The 20,346-nt window shown below is 60.8% G+C and carries 16 protein-coding genes; all 16 read right to left on the bottom strand.

Going from position 1 to position 20,346, the window contains the following annotated elements:
* Positions 1-61: 61 nt before the first annotated feature.
* Positions 62-769 carry a 2-C-methyl-D-erythritol 4-phosphate cytidylyltransferase gene (gene ispD / locus GFU70_RS05630; RefSeq protein WP_058542191.1) on the bottom strand — a complete coding sequence of 236 codons (708 nt, stop codon included), beginning with the start codon at positions 767-769 and terminating at the stop codon, positions 62-64.
* A complete protein-coding gene (gene ftsB, locus GFU70_RS05625; RefSeq protein WP_003184873.1) occupies positions 766-1,044 on the bottom strand; it encodes a cell division protein FtsB in 279 nt (92 codons plus the stop codon). The genes ispD and ftsB overlap by 4 nt, the downstream gene beginning before the upstream one ends.
* A 171-nt stretch (positions 1,045-1,215) precedes the next feature.
* On the bottom strand, positions 1,216-2,505 hold the full coding sequence (gene eno / locus GFU70_RS05620) for a phosphopyruvate hydratase (RefSeq protein WP_058542192.1): 1,290 nt from the start codon (positions 2,503-2,505) through the stop codon (positions 1,216-1,218).
* Positions 2,506-2,757: 252 nt separating this feature from the next.
* On the bottom strand, positions 2,758-3,603 hold the full coding sequence (gene kdsA, locus GFU70_RS05615; RefSeq protein WP_047227577.1) for a 3-deoxy-8-phosphooctulonate synthase: 846 nt from the start codon (positions 3,601-3,603) through the stop codon (positions 2,758-2,760).
* Positions 3,604-3,607: 4 nt separating this feature from the next.
* Complete coding sequence (locus tag GFU70_RS05610) at positions 3,608-5,239, bottom strand: CTP synthase (protein WP_058542194.1); 1,632 nt, start codon at positions 5,237-5,239, stop codon at positions 3,608-3,610.
* 274 nt (positions 5,240-5,513) lie between these two features.
* Entirely contained in the window at positions 5,514-6,839 is a 1,326-nt protein-coding gene (gene tilS / locus GFU70_RS05605) for a tRNA lysidine(34) synthetase TilS (RefSeq protein WP_116643077.1), read from the bottom strand.
* A gap of 150 nt (positions 6,840-6,989) precedes the next feature.
* Positions 6,990-7,937, bottom strand: a complete 948-nt coding sequence (locus GFU70_RS05600) for an acetyl-CoA carboxylase carboxyltransferase subunit alpha (protein WP_003198261.1) — start codon at positions 7,935-7,937, stop codon at positions 6,990-6,992.
* A gap of 150 nt (positions 7,938-8,087) precedes the next feature.
* A complete protein-coding gene (gene dnaE, locus GFU70_RS05595) occupies positions 8,088-11,609 on the bottom strand; it encodes a DNA polymerase III subunit alpha (protein ID WP_116643078.1) in 3,522 nt (1,173 codons plus the stop codon).
* 183 nt (positions 11,610-11,792) lie between these two features.
* Entirely contained in the window at positions 11,793-12,437 is a 645-nt protein-coding gene (gene rnhB / locus GFU70_RS05590) for a ribonuclease HII (protein WP_165826048.1), read from the bottom strand.
* Positions 12,434-13,564: a lipid-A-disaccharide synthase gene (gene lpxB / locus GFU70_RS05585; RefSeq protein WP_064107119.1), complete on the bottom strand. Its 1,131-nt coding sequence runs from the start codon at positions 13,562-13,564 to the stop codon at positions 12,434-12,436. Before lpxB ends, rnhB begins: the two co-directional genes overlap by 4 nt.
* Before the next feature lie 2 nt (positions 13,565-13,566).
* Positions 13,567-14,343 carry an acyl-ACP--UDP-N-acetylglucosamine O-acyltransferase gene (gene lpxA, locus GFU70_RS05580; protein WP_053118863.1) on the bottom strand — a complete coding sequence of 259 codons (777 nt, stop codon included), beginning with the start codon at positions 14,341-14,343 and terminating at the stop codon, positions 13,567-13,569.
* Positions 14,340-14,780, bottom strand: a complete 441-nt coding sequence (gene fabZ / locus GFU70_RS05575; protein WP_003184897.1) for a 3-hydroxyacyl-ACP dehydratase FabZ — start codon at positions 14,778-14,780, stop codon at positions 14,340-14,342. Before fabZ ends, lpxA begins: the two co-directional genes overlap by 4 nt.
* 105 nt (positions 14,781-14,885) lie before the next feature.
* Positions 14,886-15,941 (bottom strand): UDP-3-O-(3-hydroxymyristoyl)glucosamine N-acyltransferase, encoded by a 1,056-nt coding sequence (gene lpxD, locus GFU70_RS05570; RefSeq protein ID WP_116643081.1) that lies wholly within the window; start codon positions 15,939-15,941, stop codon positions 14,886-14,888.
* A 3-nt stretch (positions 15,942-15,944) separates the two neighbouring features.
* Positions 15,945-16,448, bottom strand: a complete 504-nt coding sequence (locus GFU70_RS05565) for an OmpH family outer membrane protein (protein ID WP_058545768.1) — start codon at positions 16,446-16,448, stop codon at positions 15,945-15,947.
* A 45-nt stretch (positions 16,449-16,493) separates the two neighbouring features.
* Entirely contained in the window at positions 16,494-18,869 is a 2,376-nt protein-coding gene (gene bamA, locus GFU70_RS05560) for an outer membrane protein assembly factor BamA (protein WP_153387715.1), read from the bottom strand.
* A gap of 74 nt (positions 18,870-18,943) precedes the next feature.
* The gene (gene rseP, locus GFU70_RS05555; RefSeq protein WP_116643083.1) at positions 18,944-20,296 is read right to left on the bottom strand and encodes an RIP metalloprotease RseP; all 1,353 of its coding nucleotides are present in this window, start codon (positions 20,294-20,296) and stop codon (positions 18,944-18,946) included.
* Positions 20,297-20,346 lie beyond the last annotated feature (50 nt).

Genomic DNA, 20,346 nt, shown 5'->3' with positions numbered 1-20,346 from the left:
GAGCTTGCTCGCGATGGCGCCGGCCCAGACGATGACGATCTAACGAGGAAACAGATCCGGTTTAATGCCGATTCGCCCACCGCTGGCGCAACCACTCCAGGTCTTCCGGCCGGGTGACCTTGATGTTATCCGCTCGCCCTTCAATCAACCGCGGTGCCTGCCCGGCCCACTCCATGGCGGACGCTTCGTCGGTAATCACCGCGTCTGCTACCAGGCTGTCGGCCAAGGCCCGATGCAAGGCGCCGAGACGGAACATCTGTGGTGTGTAGGCTTGCCAGATCACACTGCGGTCAACGGTTTCCAGCACGCGGCCGTGTTTGTCGACACGCTTGAGGGTGTCGCGCGCCGGGACAGCCAGCAGCCCGCCGACCGGATCGGTCGCCAACTCGCGGAGCAGTGTGTCCAGGTCGTCACGGGCCAGGTTGGGCCGGGCAGCGTCATGCACCAGCACCCAGTCATGATCGTCGGCGCCTTGTTCGTGCAGGTACAGCAAGGCATTGAGCACTGAATCCGAACGTTGCTCGCCGCCGTCGACGCGCTGGATGCGGGTGTCACTGGCGCAGGCCAGGGTCGGCCAGTAAGGATCATCGTGTGCAAGGCTGACCACCACGCCCTTGACGGTGGGATGATCGAGGAAACAGCCGAGGCTGTGTTCAAGAATTGTGCGTCCGCCCAACTGCAGGTATTGCTTGGGACGGTCCGCGGCCATACGGGCGCCAACGCCCGCGGCAGGAATCACGGCCCAGAAGGCCGGCAAACGGATACTCATTGGGCCAACTGGTAGAGGGTTTCGCCCTCCTTGACCATGCCCAGCTCATGTCGAGCCCGCTCTTCAACGGTCTCCATGCCTTTTTTCAGTTCTGTCACTTCGGCGTCCATCACCCGATTACGCTCCAGCAGCGCCTCGTTTTCGGCGTGTTGGTCGGCAATCTGCTGAGTCAGGTCGGCCACTTGCGCCAAGCTACCATTGCCCACCCACAGGCGGTACTGCAGGCCGGCCAGCAACAGGAGCAAGACAAGAAACAACCAATTGGGACTGCGCATCGAATATCAGGTATCCAGTGAAAAAAGACCGCCATGCCAAACTTTGAAGCGTCTGATAGCACGAAGCCTGGAAAACCCAGGCTTGTGCTTGATAAGGCATCAGATTAGAGGCAAAACCGTCGCCATGGCGACTTTTGCGACCTAATCCGCTGTCTTTTTACCATTTACCGCTTAACCACGAAACTCGGCGCGACCGTTGTACTTGGCCTTGCCATTCAATTGCTCTTCGATACGCAGCAGTTGGTTGTACTTGGAAACACGGTCGGAACGGCACAGTGAACCGGTCTTGATCTGGCCCGCCGCAGTGCCCACGGCCAGGTCGGCGATGGTCGAATCTTCGGTTTCGCCGGAGCGGTGGGAGATCACGGCGGTGTAGCCGGCAGCCTTGGCCATCTGGATGGCTTCCAGGGTTTCGGTCAGGGTGCCGATCTGGTTGAACTTGATCAGGATCGAGTTGGCGATCTTCTTGTCGATGCCTTCTTTCAGGATCTTGGTGTTGGTCACGAACAGGTCGTCACCCACCAACTGGGTTTTCTCGCCGATCTTGTCGGTGAGGATTTTCCAGCCGGCCCAGTCGGACTCGTCCAGGCCGTCTTCGATGGAGATGATCGGATAGCGTTCGGTCAGGCCCTTGAGGTAGTCGGCGAAACCTTCGGCGGTGAACACCTGGCCTTCGCCGGACAGGTTGTACTTGCCGTCTTCATAGAACTCACTGGCGGCGCAGTCCAGGGCCAGGGTCACATCGGTGCCCAGCGTGTAACCGGCGTTGGCCACGGCTTCGGAGATCACTTTCAGCGCATCTTCGTTGGACGCCAGGTTCGGTGCGAAACCGCCTTCGTCGCCAACCGCGGTGCTCAGGCCACGAGCCTTCAACACGGCTTTGAGGTGATGGAAAATCTCGGTGCCCATGCGCAGGCCTTCGGAGAAGGTCTTGGCGCCAACCGGCTGCACCATGAATTCCTGGATGTCGACGTTGTTATCGGCGTGCTCGCCGCCGTTGATGATGTTCATCATCGGCACCGGCATCGAGTAGACACCCGGGGTACCGTTGAGGTTGGCGATGTGGGCGTACAGCGGCAGGTCCTGGTCCTGGGCGGCAGCCTTGGCAGCGGCCAGGGACACGGCGAGGATCGCGTTGGCGCCCAGGGTGGCTTTGTTTTCGGTACCGTCGAGCTTGATCATCGCGTGATCGAGGGCTTTCTGGTCGGCAGGATCCTTGCCCAGCAACAGGTCGCGGATCGGACCGTTGATATTGGCGACGGCTTTGAGCACGCCCTTGCCCAGGTAACGGCTCTTGTCGCCATCACGCAGCTCCAGCGCTTCGCGCGAGCCAGTGGAAGCACCGGACGGCGCGCAGGCGCTGCCGATGATACCGTTGTCGAGAAGCACGTCCGCTTCAACAGTGGGGTTGCCACGGGAGTCGAGAACTTCACGACCTTTGATGTCGACGATTTTTGCCATTGTTGTAAACACTCCAAAGTTGACTAGAACGTTGCAGAAAACTTGCTCACCCTCAGCTGCGATTCAGCCAAAAGAGACCGAATGGGAGCGCTTCGCACGCCAGCGGGAGCAAGCTCCCTCGCCACAAGAGCACGGCTTGCCGGCGATGGGGCCCTCAAGGACGCCATCGCTGGCAAGCCATGCTCCCGCAAGAGCAGTGCGGCCAGCGGGCCAGAGCGATAATCGAGCGATACTTTACCGGAGAAAACCGCGTTACGCGGTTTCTATCGTCGGAAAACTCTTGACCAGTTCGTCCAACGCCTTGAGCTGAGACAGGAAGGGTTCCAGCTTGTTCAAACGCAAGGCACAAGGGCCATCGCACTTGGCGTTGTCTGGATCGGGGTGGGCCTCGAGGAACAGACCGGCCAGGGACTGGCTCATGCCCGCCTTGGCCAGATCGGTGACCTGGGCGCGACGACCGCCGGCGGAGTCGGAACGACCACCGGGCATCTGCAAGGCGTGGGTCACGTCGAAGAACACCGGGTATTCGAACTGCTTCATGATGCCGAAGCCGAGCATGTCCACCACCAGGTTGTTGTAGCCGAAGCTCGAACCACGCTCGCAGAGGATCAACTGGTCATTTCCAGCCTCTTCGCACTTGCTCAGGATGTGTTTCATTTCCTGGGGCGCGAGGAACTGGGCTTTCTTGATGTTGATCACCGCACCGGTCTTGGCCATCGCGACCACCAGGTCGGTCTGGCGCGACAGGAAGGCCGGCAACTGGATGATGTCGCAGACCTCGGCGACGACCGCGGCCTGGGCAGGCTCGTGGACGTCGGTGATGATCGGCACGCCAAAGGCTTGCTTGATGTCCTGGAAGATCCGCATGCCTTCTTCCAGGCCCGGGCCACGGTAGGAGGTCACGGACGAACGGTTGGCCTTGTCGAAGCTGGCCTTGAACACGTAAGGAATCCCCAGCTTCTGGGTGACCTTCACGTACTCTTCGCAGACCTGCATCGCCATGTCGCGGCTTTCCAGCACGTTCATGCCGCCAAACAGCACCATGGGCTTGTCGTTGGCAATCTCGATGTCGCCGACACGAATGATCTTCTGGGCCATCGTCTTATGCCTTTTTCTGGTGTTGAGCCAAAGCGGCCTTCACGAAACCGCTGAACAGCGGATGACCGTCCCGTGGCGTCGAGGTGAACTCGGGGTGGAATTGGCAAGCGACGAACCATGGGTGATCCGGGGACTCGACCACTTCGACCAGCGCGCCGTCACCGGAACGACCGGAGATTTTCAGGCCGGCTTCGATCAACTGCGGCAGCAGGTTGTTGTTCACTTCATAGCGATGACGGTGACGCTCGACGATCACATCCTTGGCGTAGCAATCGTGCACCTTGGAGCCGGCTTCCAGCAGGCACTCCTGGGCACCGAGACGCATGGTGCCGCCCAGGTCCGAACTTTCGGTACGCACTTCCACCGCGCCGGTGGCATCTTCCCACTCGGTGATCAGACCCACGACCGGATGGCCGCTGGCGCGATCGAACTCGGTGGAGTTGGCGTCTTTCCAGCCCAGCACGTTACGAGCGAACTCGATGACCGCCACCTGCATGCCCAGGCAGATACCCAGGTAAGGCACCTTGTTTTCGCGAGCGTATTGCACGGCAGTGATCTTGCCTTCCACGCCCCGCAGGCCGAAGCCGCCCGGCACGAGGATCGCATCGGCGCCTTCGAGCAGGCCGGTGCCCTGGTTCTCGATGTCTTCGGAATCGATGTAGCGCAGGTTGACCTTGGTGCGGTTGCTGATGCCGGCGTGACTCATCGCCTCGATCAGCGACTTGTAGGCGTCCAGCAGTTCCATGTACTTGCCGACCATGGCGATGGTGACTTCGTGCTCCGGGTTGAGCTTGGCATCGACCACGGCGTCCCACTCGGACAGGTCGGCACTGGCGCATTGCAGGCCGAAGCGCTCGACGACGAAGTCGTCCAGGCCCTGGGAGTGCAGGATGCCCGGGATCTTGTAGATGGTGTCGGCGTCTTCCAGGCCGATGACCGCGCGCTCTTCAACGTTGGTGAACTGGGCGATCTTGCGACGCGACGAGATGTCGATCGGGTGATCGGAGCGGCAGATCAGCACGTCTGGCTGCAGGCCGATGGAGCGCAGTTCCTTGACCGAGTGCTGGGTGGGCTTGGTCTTGGTTTCACCGGCGGTGGCGATGTACGGCACCAGTGTCAGGTGCATCAGCATCGCGCGCTTGGCGCCGATTTCGAAACGCAACTGGCGGATCGCCTCGAGGAACGGTTGGGACTCGATGTCGCCCACGGTACCGCCGATTTCGACCATCGCCACGTCGGCATCGCCAGCACCCTTGATGATGCGGCGCTTGATTTCGTCGGTGATGTGCGGGATGACCTGGATGGTCGCGCCCAGGTAGTCACCGCGACGCTCCTTGCGCAGCACGTGTTCGTAGACACGGCCGGTGGTGAAGTTGTTGTTCTGGGTCATGGTCGTGCGGATGAACCGCTCGTAGTGGCCCAGGTCCAGGTCGGTCTCGGCGCCGTCGTGGGTGACGAACACTTCACCGTGCTGGAACGGGCTCATGGTGCCCGGGTCAACGTTGATGTACGGGTCCAGCTTGAGCATGGTGACCTTAAGTCCCCGCGCCTCCAGGATGGCCGCCAATGAAGCCGAGGCAATGCCTTTCCCCAATGAAGAAACAACACCGCCCGTGACGAATATGTAGCGCGTCATGAAAAACCCTAGAAGTCTGCGTTAAAGCGGTCCGAGCCGCCGGGGAAAGCGAAGGAAGGCCGAAGCCCCCGATCACCTGCATTAATCACAGTGCACCTTTCAAAAAAACCGCCGCGTTGGGACAGACCGGAAGTGAAATCACCGGTACGTTGCTCGCTACACATTTTTTGGAATCGCCCAGCAAAGACTGCTTGGTAATCGGCAACTCCTGCAATTCAGGCGAATCCACAGAAGTTGTATCAAGAAGGGAGCGTAGTCTACCGGAAAGCCCCTTTCAGCTCAAACCCAGATCTTGGCTTCCTGGCGTCCAGATCAATTGCCAACTGCCATCAGCCTGTGCATCGAGCCCAGCCAGGTTGGCCACCGCCAGCAATTGCTCGCCCTGATAGAGCAGCGGCAATCGACCGCGAACGAACGCCGGCACCGCCTTTTCATTGAGCAAACGCTTGAGGTCACGGTGACCACGCCCCGCTAACGCCATCACCTCGCCGCCTTGACGATAGCGCACGCTAAGCGGCCCCGCAGGCGGCGTGCCGTCGAGCACCACCCGGCCATTGTCCGGCAAGCGCAATGCAACCGCCGGATCGGCCCAGTCGACGGCGCCTGGCAGCGAACATAGCCAGTGGTCGGATAACCACCAGACCCGCCCGGCGGCCCGGTGCAGCTCGCCACCGGCCAGGCGCCAGATCGGCCGGGCATCGTCGGCGGCATCGCGCAACGCGTCCCAGCCCGACCAGTGATCGGTGTCGGGCAGCAGGGTCATCGGTGCCAACCAGTGGCTCAAGGCATTGCGCTGACGGGCCGGCGACAACGCCCGCAGAGGCGCCAGCGCCAGGGATTGCAGCCCGAGCCAGTCGAACGCGCCCGGAGTCGCGGCCTGGGCCAGGTCGATTCGTGCCAAATCGTCCAGCAAACCTTGGGCTTGCCCCATGTGCGCAGCGCTGCGCGCCAAGGTCGTCGAGGCTTGGGGCCATTGCTCGGCCAGCACTGGCAAAACCCGCTGGCGCAGGTAGTTGCGCGCGTAGCGGTGGTCGTCGTTGGACGGGTCTTCGATCCAGCGCAAGCCCTGTTGTGTCGCATAGGCCTCCAGCTCGGCACGGGACACATCGAGCAAGGGTCGCAGCAAATGCCCCAGGCCCAAAGGACGCTGGCGCGGCATCGCCGCCAACCCCCTCACCCCTGCCCCCCTTAGCAGGCGAAACAGCAGGGTTTCGGCCTGATCGTCGCGGTGCTGGGCCGTGAGCAGCACTTCATTGCCGTGCAGTGCCGCCACAAAGGCTTCATAGCGCGCCTCCCGGGCGGCACGTTCGACGCTGGCACCGGGCCGGACTTGCACATTAATCACTTGCAACGGCACCCCAAGGCCCTCGCAGACCGAGCGACAATGGTCCGGCCATGCATCAGCCACAGCCTGAAGGCCATGATGGATGTGGAGGGCGCTTAGCGCTGGCAGGGGATGGGTTTTCGCAAGGGTTGCGAGCAGGTGCAGCAGGACGGTGGAGTCGAGGCCGCCGGAGAAGGCGATGCGCCAGGTGACGGCGTTGCGCCAGGGAGAGAGTTGGGTGAGCAGGCGGGCGGGCAGATCGTTGCTTGTGTTCATGGGTTTCAGCCTTGGCACAAATCAAATGTGGGAGCGGGCTTGCTCGCGAAGGCGGTGAATCAGTCAACACATGGGTTGAATGTTAAACCGCTTTCGCGAGCAAGCCCGCTCCCACATTGGCTCCCCACAACAGCTGGAAGCCTGGTCAGATCAGAGACCGTAGCTCATCAACCGCTCGTAGCGACGAGCCAGCAGCGCTTCGTTGTCGAACTTCTTGAGCATCGACAGTTGCGAGCTCAGCTCGGCACGAATCAGCGCCGCTGCCGCAGCCGGGTCGCGGTGAGCGCCGCCGACTGGCTCGTTAATCACTTTGTCCACGATGCCCAGGCCTTTGAGACGCTCGGCGGTAATGCCCATGGCCTCAGCGGCATCCGGCGCCTTCTCGGCGGTTTTCCACAGGATCGAGGCGCAGCCTTCCGGCGAGATCACGGCATAGGTGGAATATTGCAGCATGTTCAACTGGTCGCAGACACCGATGGCCAGCGCACCGCCGGAACCACCTTCGCCAATTACAGTGGCGATGATCGGGGTTTTCAGGCGCGCCATGACGCGCAGGTTCCAGGCAATCGCTTCGCTCTGGTTGCGCTCTTCGGCGTCGATGCCCGGGTAGGCGCCCGGCGTGTCGATGAAGGTCAGGATCGGCATCTTGAAGCGCTCGGCCATTTCCATCAGGCGGCATGCCTTGCGGTAGCCTTCCGGACGCGGCATGCCGAAGTTGCGGCGCACCTTCTCGCGCACTTCGCGGCCTTTCTGGTGGCCGATAACCATCACCGGCTGGTCGTCCAGGCGGGCGACACCGCCGACGATCGCGGCGTCGTCGGAGAAGTGACGGTCGCCATGCAGCTCATCGAACTCGGTGAAGATGTGGTCGATGTAGTCCAGGGTATAGGGACGACGTGGATGACGCGCCAGGCGGGCGATCTGCCAACTGGTCAGCTTGCCGAAGATGTCTTCGGTCAGCGTGCGGCTTTTGTCCTGCAGACGAGAGATTTCATCGCCGATATTCAGCGAATTGTCATTACCGACCAAGCGCAACTCTTCGATCTTGGCTTGCAGGTCGGCGATCGGCTGTTCGAAATCTAGAAAATTCGGGTTCATAGGCGTCCGTCTTGGGTCGACGTCCAAGAGAGCTTGGGCCGGCCGGTTGTCTATTCGCGCCTACCTTAAGGGAGAGGCGCGTTCAGGTCGAGATTAAAAATTCGGGTCGAGATCAGGAGGCATTCCGGTTTCAAGAATGGCCCCTGGCCGTCAACGGTATTGGAGGAAGACGTTGTCTTTGCCGAACTGGTCACGCAAGGCTTGAATCAACGCGTCCGCCGGATCGATCCGCCAGCCTTCGCCGAACTGCAGCACAGCCTTGGCGTCGGGGCGCACGTACTCCATGGTGATTGGGCAAGCACCGCGATGGCGCTTGAACAATTCGCCCAACCAGCGTAGCTGATCACCCTTGAGGTCCTGGGTCTGCAACTTCAGGCGCAGGCTTTCGGCCAGGTTGGTACGGGCATCCTCCATGCTCATCACCCGCTTGACCCGCAGGCGCAGGCCACCGGAAAAGTCATCGTTGCTGACCTCGCCTTCCACCACCACCATCGCGTCGGTCTGCAACAGCGACTGCGCCGAGTGGAACGCATCGGCGAACAATGAGGCCTCGATGCGCCCGGAGCGGTCGTCGAGGGTGATGAAGCCCATCTTGTCGCCCTTTTTGTTCTTCATCACCCGCAGGGCGATGATCATGCCGGCGACGGTTTGGGTGTCGCGCGCCGGCTTGAGGTCGATGATGCGCTGGCGAGCGAAGCGGCGGATCTCGCCTTCGTATTCGTCGATCGGGTGACCGGTGAGGTACAGGCCCAAGGTGTCTTTCTCACCCTTGAGGCGTTCCTTGAGGGTCAGTTCCTTGGCCTTGCGATGGTTGCCGTAGACATCGGCGTCTTCCTCGACGAACAGCCCGCCAAACAGGTCGGCGTGGCCGCTGTCATGGGTGCGGGCAGTCTGTTCGGCGGCCTTGATCGCCTCCTCCATCGCCGCCAGCAACACCGCGCGGTTGCGGTCGATGTTGGCCTGGTAGGCCTTGGGCTCATCCTGGAAGTAAGGGCCCAAGCGGTCCAACGCGCCACTGCGGATCAAACCGTCGAGGGTGCGCTTGTTGATGCGCTTGAGGTCAACCCGGGCGCAGAAATCGAACAGGTCCTTGAACGGCCCGTCCTGGCGCGCTTCGGTAATGGCCTCCACCGGCCCCTCGCCCACGCCCTTGATCGCGCCCAGGCCATAGATGATGCGGCCTTCGTCGTTCACCGTGAACTTGAACTCCGAAGCGTTCACGTCCGGTGCGTCGAGGCGCAACTTCATGGTCCGCACTTCTTCGATCAAGGTCACGACCTTGTCGGTGTTGTGCATATCCGCCGACAGCACGGCAGCCATGAACGGCGCCGGGTAGTGCGCCTTCAGCCAGGCGGTCTGGTACGACACCAGGCCATAGGCGGCGGAGTGGGATTTGTTGAAGCCGTAGCCGGCGAACTTTTCCACCAGGTCGAAAATGTTACCGGCCAGGTCAGGGTCGATGCCGTTGGTGGCGCACCCCTCAATGAAACCGCCGCGTTGCTTGGCCATCTCCTCGGGCTTTTTCTTACCCATGGCCCGGCGCAGCATGTCCGCACCGCCGAGGGTATAACCGGCCATGACCTGGGCAATCTGCATCACCTGTTCCTGATACAGGATGATGCCGTAGGTCGGTGCCAGCACCGGTTTCAAGCCTTCGTACTGATAATCGGAGTGCGGGTATGCCAGCTCGGCGCGACCGTGCTTACGGTTGATGAAGTCATCCACCATGCCCGATTGCAAAGGGCCCGGACGGAACAGGGCCACCAATGCGATCAGGTCTTCCAGGCAGTCGGGCTTGAGCTTTTTGATCAGCTCCTTCATGCCCCGGGATTCAAGCTGGAACACCGCCGTGGTTTCGGCTTTTTGCAGCAGGTTGTAAGTCGGTTTGTCATCCAGCGGGATGAAGGCAATGTCCAGCGGTGCTTCGCCGACCTTGGCCCGGTCACGGTTGATGGTTTTCAGCGCCCAGTCGATGATGGTCAGGGTCCGCAGACCGAGGAAGTCGAACTTCACCAGCCCCGCCGCCTCGACGTCATCCTTGTCGAACTGGGTCACCAGGCCGTCGCCCTCTTCATCGCAATAGATCGGCGAGAAGTCAGTCAGCTTGGTCGGTGCGATTACCACGCCCCCGGCGTGCTTGCCGACGTTACGCACCACGCCTTCGAGCTTGCGGGCCATTTCCCAGATCTCTGCGGCTTCTTCGTCGACCTTGATGAAGTCCCGCAGGATTTCTTCCTGCTCGTAGGCTTTTTCCAGGGTCATGCCGACTTCGAACGGAATCATCTTCGACAGACGATCCGCCAAACCGTAGGACTTGCCCTGCACCCGCGCCACGTCGCGTACCACCGCCTTGGCGGCCATGGAACCGAACGTGATGATCTGGCTCACCGCGTTGCGGCCATATTTCTCGGCCACGTAGTCAATCACCCGGTCGCGACCGTCCATGCAGAAGTCGACGTCGAAGTCGGGCATCGACACCCGTTCCGGGTTGAGGAAACGTTCGAACAGCAGGTCGTATTCCAACGGGTCGAGGTCGGTGATCTTCTGCACGTAGGCCACCAGCGACCCGGCACCCGATCCACGGCCAGGGCCCACCGGCACGCCGTTGTTCTTGGCCCACTGGATAAAGTCCATCACGATCAGGAAGTAACCGGGGAAGCCCATCTGGATGATGATATCCAGCTCGAAATTCAACCGATCGACATAGACCTGGCGCTTGGCTTCGTAATCTTCGGTGGTGTCCTTGGGCAGCAGGACACTGAGGCGATCCTCAAGGCCGTCGAAGGACACCTTGCGGAAATACTCGTCGATGGTCATGCCATCGGGAATCGGGAAGTTGGGCAGGAAGTGTTTGCCCAGTTTCACTTCGATGTTGCAGCGCTTGGCGATCTCGACCGTGTTTTCCAGCGCCTCGGGCAGGTCGCTGAACAGCTCGGCCATTTCCTCGGCGCTCTTGAGGTATTGCTGGTCGCTGTAGTTCTTCGAACGGCGCGGGTCATCGAGGGCCCGGCCCTCACCGATGCAGACGCGGGTCTCGTGGGCTTCGAAATCTTCCTGCTTGATGAAGCGCACATCGTTGGTCGCCACCAGCGGCGCGCCGATCCTGTCGGCCAGGGCGACGGCGGCGTGCAGGTGCTCTTCGTCATTGGGACGGTTGGTGCGCTGCACTTCGATGTAGAAGCGATCCGGGAACACCGCCATCCAGTCGCGGGCCAGCGTCTCGGCTTCTTCAGGGTTGCCGCTGAGCAGGGCCAGGCCGATTTCACCCTCCTTGGCCGCCGACAGCATGATCAGCCCTTCGCTGGCCTCGGCCACCCACTCGCGCTCGATGATGATCGAGCCGTTGCGCTGGCCGTCGATAAAACCACGGGAGATCAGTTCGGTGAGGTTGCGATAGCCCAGGGCGTTCATCACCAACAGGCTGATACGGCTCAGCGGGGCGTCCGGGTCCTTGTTCGACAGCCACAGGTCGGCGCCACAGATCGGCTTGATCCCGGCGCCCATGGCGGCCTTGTAGAACTTGACCAGCGAACACATGTTGTTCTGGTCGGTGACCGCCACGGCAGGCATGTTCATGCCCACCAGGGTCTTGACCAGGGGCTTGATCCGCACCAGACCGTCGACCAGGGAGTATTCAGTGTGCAGGCGTAGATGAACGAATGAAGCCGGCATAGTGATCCTGCGTTAAGTCATGAAAACAACAAGGCCCGGATTGTACCGGGCCTTGGGTAAAACATGTAGGAGCTGTCGAAGCCTGCGATCTTTCACTCTCGACTCAATCGGCAGCGGAAAGATCGCAGCCTCGCTTCGCTCGACAGCTCCTACAGGGCATGGCAGGGCATTGCGACGCTTTCGTCATATCCTTTCGATCAAGCCATCACGGGCTTCATAAGCCAGCCGCACCGGGGCGAACGAACGCCTATGGATCGGCGTTGGCCCAAGGCGCGCCAGGGCCTCCAGATGAACGGGAGTCGGGTAGCCCTTGTGGCTGCCGATGCCATAGCCCGGGTAGATCAACTCGAAGGCGCTCATTTCCCGGTCACGGCTGACCTTCGCCAGAATCGAGGCTGCTGCGATCGCTGGCACCTTGCCGTCGCCCTGGATCACCGCTTCGGCGCGCATCGACAATTTCGGGCAGCGATTGCCATCGATCATCGCCAATTTCGGCGTGATGTGCAGGCCCTGCACGGCACGCTGCATGGCAAGCATGGTGGCGTGCAGGATATTGAGTTCATCGATTTCTTCGACTTCGGCCCGGGCGATGCACCAGCTCAGGGCTTTCTCGCAGATCTCGTCGTAGAGCTTTTCGCGACGGGCTTCAGTGAGCTTCTTCGAATCGTTGAGGCCCAGGATCGGCCGCTTCGGGTCGAGAATCACCGCCGCCGTCACCACCGCGCCGCACAACGGGCCACGCCCCACTTCATCGACACCGGCCACCAGTTCTTCCACTTCGGCGACCAGGTTGAAATCCAGGCCCATCTGTAGCTTTGGGTTGCTCATGGTTTTGCGCCAATCAGGGTCAGTACCGCGTCAGCTGCCTGGTTGGAAGCATCACGACGCAAGGTACGGTGGATTTCGTCAAAGCCCCGGGTCTGTTCCTCGCCGCCATCAATCAAGGGCAACAGCGTGGTGGCCAGCGCATCGGCGCTCGCCTCGTCCTGCAGCAGTTCCGGCACCAACAAGCGCTGGGCCAACAGGTTCGGCAACGACACGTAGGGACTCTTGACCATGCGCTTGAGAATCCAGAACGTCAGCGGTGCCAGGCGATAGGCGACCACCATCGGGCGTTTATACAACAGCGCTTCAAGGGTAGCAGTGCCGGAGGCAATCAACACGGCATCGCAAGCCGCCAACGCCTCATGGGAACGACCGTCGAGCAGCGTCACCGGCAAATCGCGACCGACCAGCAACGCTTCCAACTGGGCGCGACGCTGCGCGCTGGCACACGGCAGGACAAAACGTACACCGGGGCGCAGCGCCCGAAGTCGCTCGGCGGCGTCGAAAAACAGGCCGCCCAGGCGACTCACTTCGCCGCCCCGGCTGCCGGGCATCAAGGCCACCAGCGGTCCCTCGGGCAAGCCCAACGCCTGGCGGGCCGCGTCGCGGTCGGCTTCCAGGGGAATAGTATCGGCCAGGGTGTGACCGACAAACCGCACCGGCACACCCTTCTCTTCGTAGAACCGGGCTTCGAACGGCAGCAGCGTCAGCATCAGGTCGCAACCTTCGCGAATCTTCAGCACCCGCTTCTGCCGCCAGGCCCAGACCGACGGGCTGACGTAATGCACGGTCTTGATACCGGCCTGACGCAACTTGAGTTCGATATTGAGGGTGAAATCCGGCGCATCGATGCCGATGAACACATCCGGTTTTTCGTCGATCAGGGTCTGGATCAGTTTCTTGCGCCGGGCCAGCAGCTCGCGCAGACGACCGAGCACTTCCACCAGGCCCATCACCGACAGGCGTTCCATCGGGAAGTAGGACGTCAGGCCCTCGGCCTCCATCAACGGCCCGCCAACGCCAATGAATTCGACAGCGGGATGCTGCGCCTTGAGCGCGCGCATCAAACCGGCGCCCAGAATGTCACCGGAAGCCTCTCCCGCCACCAGTGCAATACGCAAGTTAGCCATGGTCAGCGAGTGATGCCGCGGGTCGAAGACTGGATGGAGTCGCGGAAGATCGCGACTTCCGGGTATTGCGCCGAAGCCTCGGCCAGTTCGGCGAGTGCTTGCTCGACCGTCAGGCCCTGGCGATACACGACCTTGTAGGCACGACGCAGCGCCGTAATCGCCTCTTCGCTGAAACCACGACGGCGCATGCCTTCGAAGTTCATGCTGCGGGCTTCGGCCGGGTTGCCGAACACCGTGACATAGGCCGGGACGTCCTTGCCGATGGCAGTGCCCATGCCAGAGAAGCTATGGGCGCCGATATGGCAATACTGGTGCACCAGGGTGAACCCGGACAGGATCGCCCAATCATCCACATGCACATGGCCGGCCAGCGCAGTGTTGTTGACCAGGATGCAATGGTTGCCAATCACGCTGTCATGGCCGATGTGCGCATAGGCCATGATCAGGTTGTGGTCGCCCAGGGTCGTTTCGGAACGATCCTGAACGGTGCCACGGTGAATCGTCACACCTTCGCGGATCACGTTGTGATCGCCGATGACCAAACGGGTTTCTTCACCTTTGTACTTGAGATCGGGCGTGTCCTCGCCTACCGAAGAAAACTGGTAGATGCGATTGTGCCGACCAATCCGGGTCGGTCCCTTGAGAATTACGTGGGGACCGATCACCGTACCCTCGCCGATTTCCACACCTGCGCCGACAATCGACCACGGGCCGACCTCGACATCGGCGGCCAAAACGGCCGTCGGATCGATGATTGCGCGAGGGTCAATCAAACTCATAGCTTGCGTTCCGCACAGATGATTTCAGCGGAGCAGACTGGCTTGCCGTCGACCGAAGCCTGGCATTCGAACTTCCAGATCTGGCGCTTGCAACTGATGAACTTGGCTTCGAGGATCAACTGATCGCCCGGGGTGACCGGTTGACGGAAGCGCAGTTTGTCGGAACCGACGAAGTAATAGAGCGTGCCGTCGGCAGGCTTTACGTCGAGCATTTTGAAACCAAGGATCCCGGCAGCCTGAGCCATCGCCTCGATGATCAATACGCCCGGCATGATTGGATGCGCGGGGAAGTGACCATTGAAGAACGGCTCGTTGATGCTGACATTCTTGTAGGCGCGAATGCGCTTGCCTTCAACGTCCAGGTCCACCACCCGATCCACCAGCAGGAACGGGTAACGGTGAGGCAGGTATTCGCGAATCTCGTTGATGTCCATCATTTCGGGGGGAAGCCTATGTAAAGATTGGAAGCGCACGAGTGACGCGCACTCCGCTAGCAAATCAAGAAGCCCTAACGGCTGTGCACACTTGATATGGAAATGGTATCAGCCATCTGATGAAGCATTACCGCCAGGGGTCACGTCCCCTACACGCTTTTCCACCTGCTTCAGACGTCGCGCGATGTCGTCGAGCTGACGGATACGGGCCGCGCTCTTGCGCCATTCGGCTGCTGGCTGCATCGCCGTACCGGAAGAATAGGCACCCGGCTCGGTAATCGAGTGAGTCACCATGGTCATCCCGGTCAGGAACACGTTGTCACAGATATCGATATGACCCACCAGCCCCACGCCACCGGCGAGCATGCAGTGCTTGCCGATCTTGGTGCTGCCGGAGATGCCCACGCAGGCGGCCATGGCGGTGTGGTCACCGACCTGGACGTTGTGGGCGATCTGGATCTGGTTGTCGAGCTTGACGCCATTGCCGATGACCGTGTCGGCCAGGGCACCGCGGTCGATCGCGGTGTTGACGCCAATCTCCACGTCATCGCCAATGGTGACGCCGCCGACCTGGGCAATTTTCTGCCAGATGCCTTTCTCGTTGGCAAAACCGAACCCTTCGCCGCCCAGCACTGCGCCGGACTGAATCACGACCCGCTTGCCGACGCGCACATCGTGATACAGGGTGACCCGTGGTGCCAGCCAGCCACCTTCGCCGATCTCGCTGCGCGCACCAATGACACAATGGGCACCCAGCGTGACGCCGGCACCGATTCGTGCCGCGCTTTCGATGACCACGAACGGGCCGACGCTGGCCGTGGGGTCAACCACGGCATCTGCCGCGATCACTGCGCTGGGGTGAATACCGGCAACCGATTTCGGCTTGGGATCGAACAGATGGGAAACGCGGGCATACGCCAGGTACGGATCGGGCACGATCAGGGCATCGCCGGCAAACCCATCGGCGTCAGCGGCCTTGAGCAATAGCGCGGCTGCCCGGCTGTCGGCCAGGTATTTGCGGTATTGAGGATTTGCCAGAAAGCTCAACTGAGCTGGGCCAGCCTCTTGCAAAGTGGCTAGCCCAGTAATTGCCTTCTCCGGGTCGCCACGCAGGGTGGCGCCGAGGAACTCGGCCAACTGGCCGAGCTTGATAGTCGCTGTCATGGATTACTTCAGCTGATTCATGCGCTCGATCACCTGGCGCGTGATGTCGTATTGAGGCTTGACATCGATCACAGCGCCACGCTCGAACACCAGGTCAAAACCACCTTTCTTGATGACTTCTTCCACGGCTCGGTCGAGTTTAGGCTTGAGTTGCTTGAGCATCTCGCGGTCGGCAACAGCTTTCGCTTCGTTCAGCTCCTTGGACTGGAACTGGAAGTCACGGGCCTTTTGCTTGAATTCAAGCTCCAGACGCTCGCGCTCACCCTGGGCCATCTTGTCGCCACCGGCTACCAGACGATCCTGAATGCCCTTGGCGCTGCTTTCCAGGCCCTTGAGCTTGGTCAGTTGCGGGCCGAATTTCTTCTCCGCATCCACGGCATATTTCTTCGCCGCGTCGGATTCCAGCAGGGCCATCTGATAATTCAGCACGGCGATCTTCATGTCGGCAAAAGCCGGACCTGCGACCAGTAAGGTCGCCAGGAGAACCAATTGAGTCAACTTACGCACGATGTACTCCTACAAAATCCATTGTCGTTATCTTGGGTCAGACGCTTAGAACGTCTGGCCGAGGGAGAATTGGAACACTTGGGTTTCAGCGTCATCCGGTTTCTTGATCGGCATCGCCAATGCGAAGCTCAAGGGGCCCAGTGCGGTGACCCAGGTCACGCCCACACCCACGGAACTGGCCAGGTTGCTCAGGCTGATGTCGTTGCACTTTGTGTTGGACTTGGTGCCGTTGGCGTTGGTGGTGTCGCTGCAACTGGAGTCGAAAACGTTACCCACGTCCCAGAATACCGAGGTACGCAGGGAGCGTTGATCCTTGACGAACGGCATCGGGAACAGGATCTCGGCACCGCCCTGGATGAGGACGTTGCCACCGAATGGCAGTGGATCCTGGTCCGGGTCTTCAATGGTCCCCGGGTTGGTGCCCCGGCTCGGCGTACTGCGCGGGCCCAAGGTACTGTCCTTGAAGCCACGCACCGAGTTGAAACCACCGGCGTAGTAGTTCTCGTAGAACGGCAGGCCATCGGTCGAACCGTAGCCGTCGCCATAGCCCAGTTCGGTGTGCAGGCGCATGGTGTAGTTGTCGGTCAACGGCTGGAACAGCTGGCCACGATAGTCAAGTTTGAAGAACGACAGGTCACTGCCTGGCGTAGTCGTTTCCAGAACCAGGCTCTGGGAATGACCACGGGTCGCTAGTACGCCCTTGTTCAGGGTCGACTCGGACCAACCGGCAGACGCCTTGAAGTTCAGGTAGCTATCACCTTCCTTGTTAACGAAGTCAAAGATCTCGTCAACGGTGTACTTGCCCGTGTTGATCTTGTCCTGTTGGGCGGTGAGGCCGAAGGTCAGGCGCGAAGTCTCGCTGATCGGGTAACCCACGTTGGCACCGACACCGTAGCTGTCCACAGCATAGCTGGAGATATCGGAATCGAGCTCGTCATAGTCGGTGGTGCGATAGAAGGCGTTGTAGCCCAGGCTCACACCATCAGCGGTCCAGTACGGGTCCACATAACCGAAGTTGTAGCGGGTCTGGTACTCGCTGCGGGTCAAGCCGACGCTGACCCTGTTACCGGTACCCAGGAAGTTGTTCTGGGTGATCGAACCACCGAGGATCAAACCGGCGCTCTGGGCAAAACCGACACTGGCGGTGATCGAGCCGGAAGCCTGCTCTTCGACGCTGTAGTTCACATCGACCTGGTCATCGACGCCCGGCACGGCCGGGGTCTCGACGTTGACTTCCTTGAAGAAGCCCAGGCGCTCCAGGCGGGTCTTGGACTGGTCGATCAGGTAGGTCGAGGCCCAGCCACCTTCCATCTGGCGCATTTCCCGGCGCAGCACTTCGTCTTCGGACTTGGTGTTGCCACGGAAGTTGATGCGGTTGACGTAGGCGCGCTTGCCCGGGTCGACGGCGAAGGTGATGTCGACGGTATGGTCTTCATCGTGCGGCTGTGGCACGCCGTTGACGTTGGCGAAGGTGTAGCCCTCGTTACCCAGGCGACGGGTGATCAGCTCGGACGTGGTGGTCATCAGCTTGCGCGAGAACACCTGGCCCTTCTGCACCAGCAGCAGCGACTTGACCTGGTCTTCAGGCACTTTCAGGTCACCGCTGAGCTTGACGTCACCGACGGTGTATTTCTCGCCTTCGTTGACGTTGACGGTGATGTAGACGTGCTTCTTGTCCGGAGTGATGGACACCTGGGTCGAGGCGATGTCCATGTTGATGTAGCCACGGTCCAGGTAGTAGGAACGCAGGCGCTCCAGGTCACCGGAGAGTTTTTCACGGGCGTACTTGTCGTCGTTCTTGAAGAACGACAGCCAGTTGGTGGTCTTGAGCTCGAACAGGTCCATCAGGTCTTCGTCAGGGAAAACCGTGTTGCCCACCACGTTGATGTGCTGGATGGCCGCCACGGTGCCTTCGTTGATATTGACCTTCAGGCCGACGCGGTTGCGCGGTTGCGGCACCACTTCGGTGTCGACGGTGGCCGAGTAGCGGCCCTGGGCAACGTACTGGCGTTGCAGTTCGTTACGCACACCCTCGAGGGTGGCGCGCTGGAAGATCTCGCCTTCGGCCAGGCCGGATTGCTTGAGGCCCTTCATCAGGTCTTCGGTGGAGATCGCCTTGTTGCCTTCGATCTCGATACTGGCGACCGACGGACGCTCGACCACGGTGATGACCAGGACATTGCCGTCACGGCCCAGTTGGATATCTTGAAAGAAGCCGGTCTTGAACAGCGCACGCGTGGATTCCACCAGGCGCCGATCATCCGCCTGCTCGCCGACGTTCAACGGCAAGGCACCAAAGACGCTACCCGCGGAGACCCGCTGGAGGCCATTGACGCGAATATCAGAGATAGTGAAGGACTCGGCGTGAACTTCGGCGATCATCAATACGGTGAGAACCGCAGTTAGCAGCAGACGTTTCATGAAGTCCTTTCTTATTCCAACTGGCAATAAACAAACTGCCGCAAAATGCGGCAGATTCGCAATTCAGCGAAGCGTTACAGACGGCCCAGATCGTTGACGAGGGCAAGCAACATGACCCCGACCACCAAGCTGATACCGATCTGTATCCCCCAACCCTGCACCCGATCCGACAAGGGACGACCACGCGCCCACTCGATCAGATAAAACAGCAGATGCCCCCCATCCAGTACCGGGATGGGCAGCAAATTCAGAACCCCCAGGCTAATGCTCAGATAAGCAAGGAAATTCAGGAAATCAGCGACGCCCGACTGGGCAGAAGCGCCCGCCACTTTAGCAATGGTTATCGGTCCACTCAAGTTTTTTACCGAGAGCTCGCCGAACAACATTTTCTTGAGCGAGTCCAGCGTCAGGACACTCATGGTCCAGGTACGACGCGCACCCTCGCCAATCGCCGCCACGGGGCCGAAACTGACCTCGCGAATCATTTCCGGCGGCCAGTCCACTGCCTTGACGCCCGCCCCCAGGTAACCGGTCGGCGCCTTGCTCTCGCCACGGGCGGCCAGGGTCACCGGGACATCGATTGGAGCACCGTCGCGCTCGACGCGCAGCACAATCTTGCTATCGGGACGTACGCGAACTGAATCGACCACCTGTTGCCAGTCACCGACCGGCTGGCCGTCGAGTGCCAGCAACCGATCGCCGGTCTTCAGGCCGGCAGCATGGGCCGGGCCTTTCGGATCGAGCTCGGCAAGTATTGGCGGCATCGCCGGACGCCATGGCCGGATCCCCAGGGACCGGATCGGATCCGGCTCGTCGGCGCCCTTGAGCCAGTTGTCCAAGGCCAGTTCGCGAGGTGAATCCACCGTGGAGCCCTGCTCGCGCACCATCAATTGCAACGAGCCGCTCTCACCCAGGCGACGCACCAGTTGCAGATTGACCGCCGCCCAGCCCGTCGTCGGCTCTCCATCGATCGCCACGATTTCCTGCCCGGCACCCAGCCCGGCACGGGCGGCAATGCTACCCGATTCCACCGCACCGATGACCGGACGCACCTGCTCGCTGCCCAGCATCGCCAGGCCCCAGAAAAACACCATGGCCAGCAGGAAGTTGGCGATTGGCCCCGCCGCGACGATGGCGATACGCTGACGGACGGTCTTGCGATTGAAGGATTGATCGAGCTGATCGGCCGGGACTTCGCCTTCGCGCTCGTCGAGCATCTTGACGTAGCCGCCCAGCGGGATGGCCGCTACGACGAACTCGGTGCCTTTCTTGTCGTGCCAGCGCAGCAATGGCATGCCAAAGCCCACGGAAAAACGCAGGACCTTGACGCCACAGCGACGCGCGACCCAGAAATGACCGAATTCGTGAAATGTGACCAACACCCCCAAGGCAACCAGGGTGCCGACAATCATATAGAGCGCGCTCATCTGTTTTCTCCGCAATCCTGTCCAGGGCAACCCTGGCTAACGTATCGCAG

This window comes from Pseudomonas brassicacearum, assembly GCF_009601685.2.
GTDB lineage: Bacteria > Pseudomonadota > Gammaproteobacteria > Pseudomonadales > Pseudomonadaceae > Aquipseudomonas > Aquipseudomonas kilonensis_B.
The sequence above is the reverse complement of the archived record's forward strand: the minus strand, read 5'-3'. Positions and strand labels throughout refer to the sequence as shown.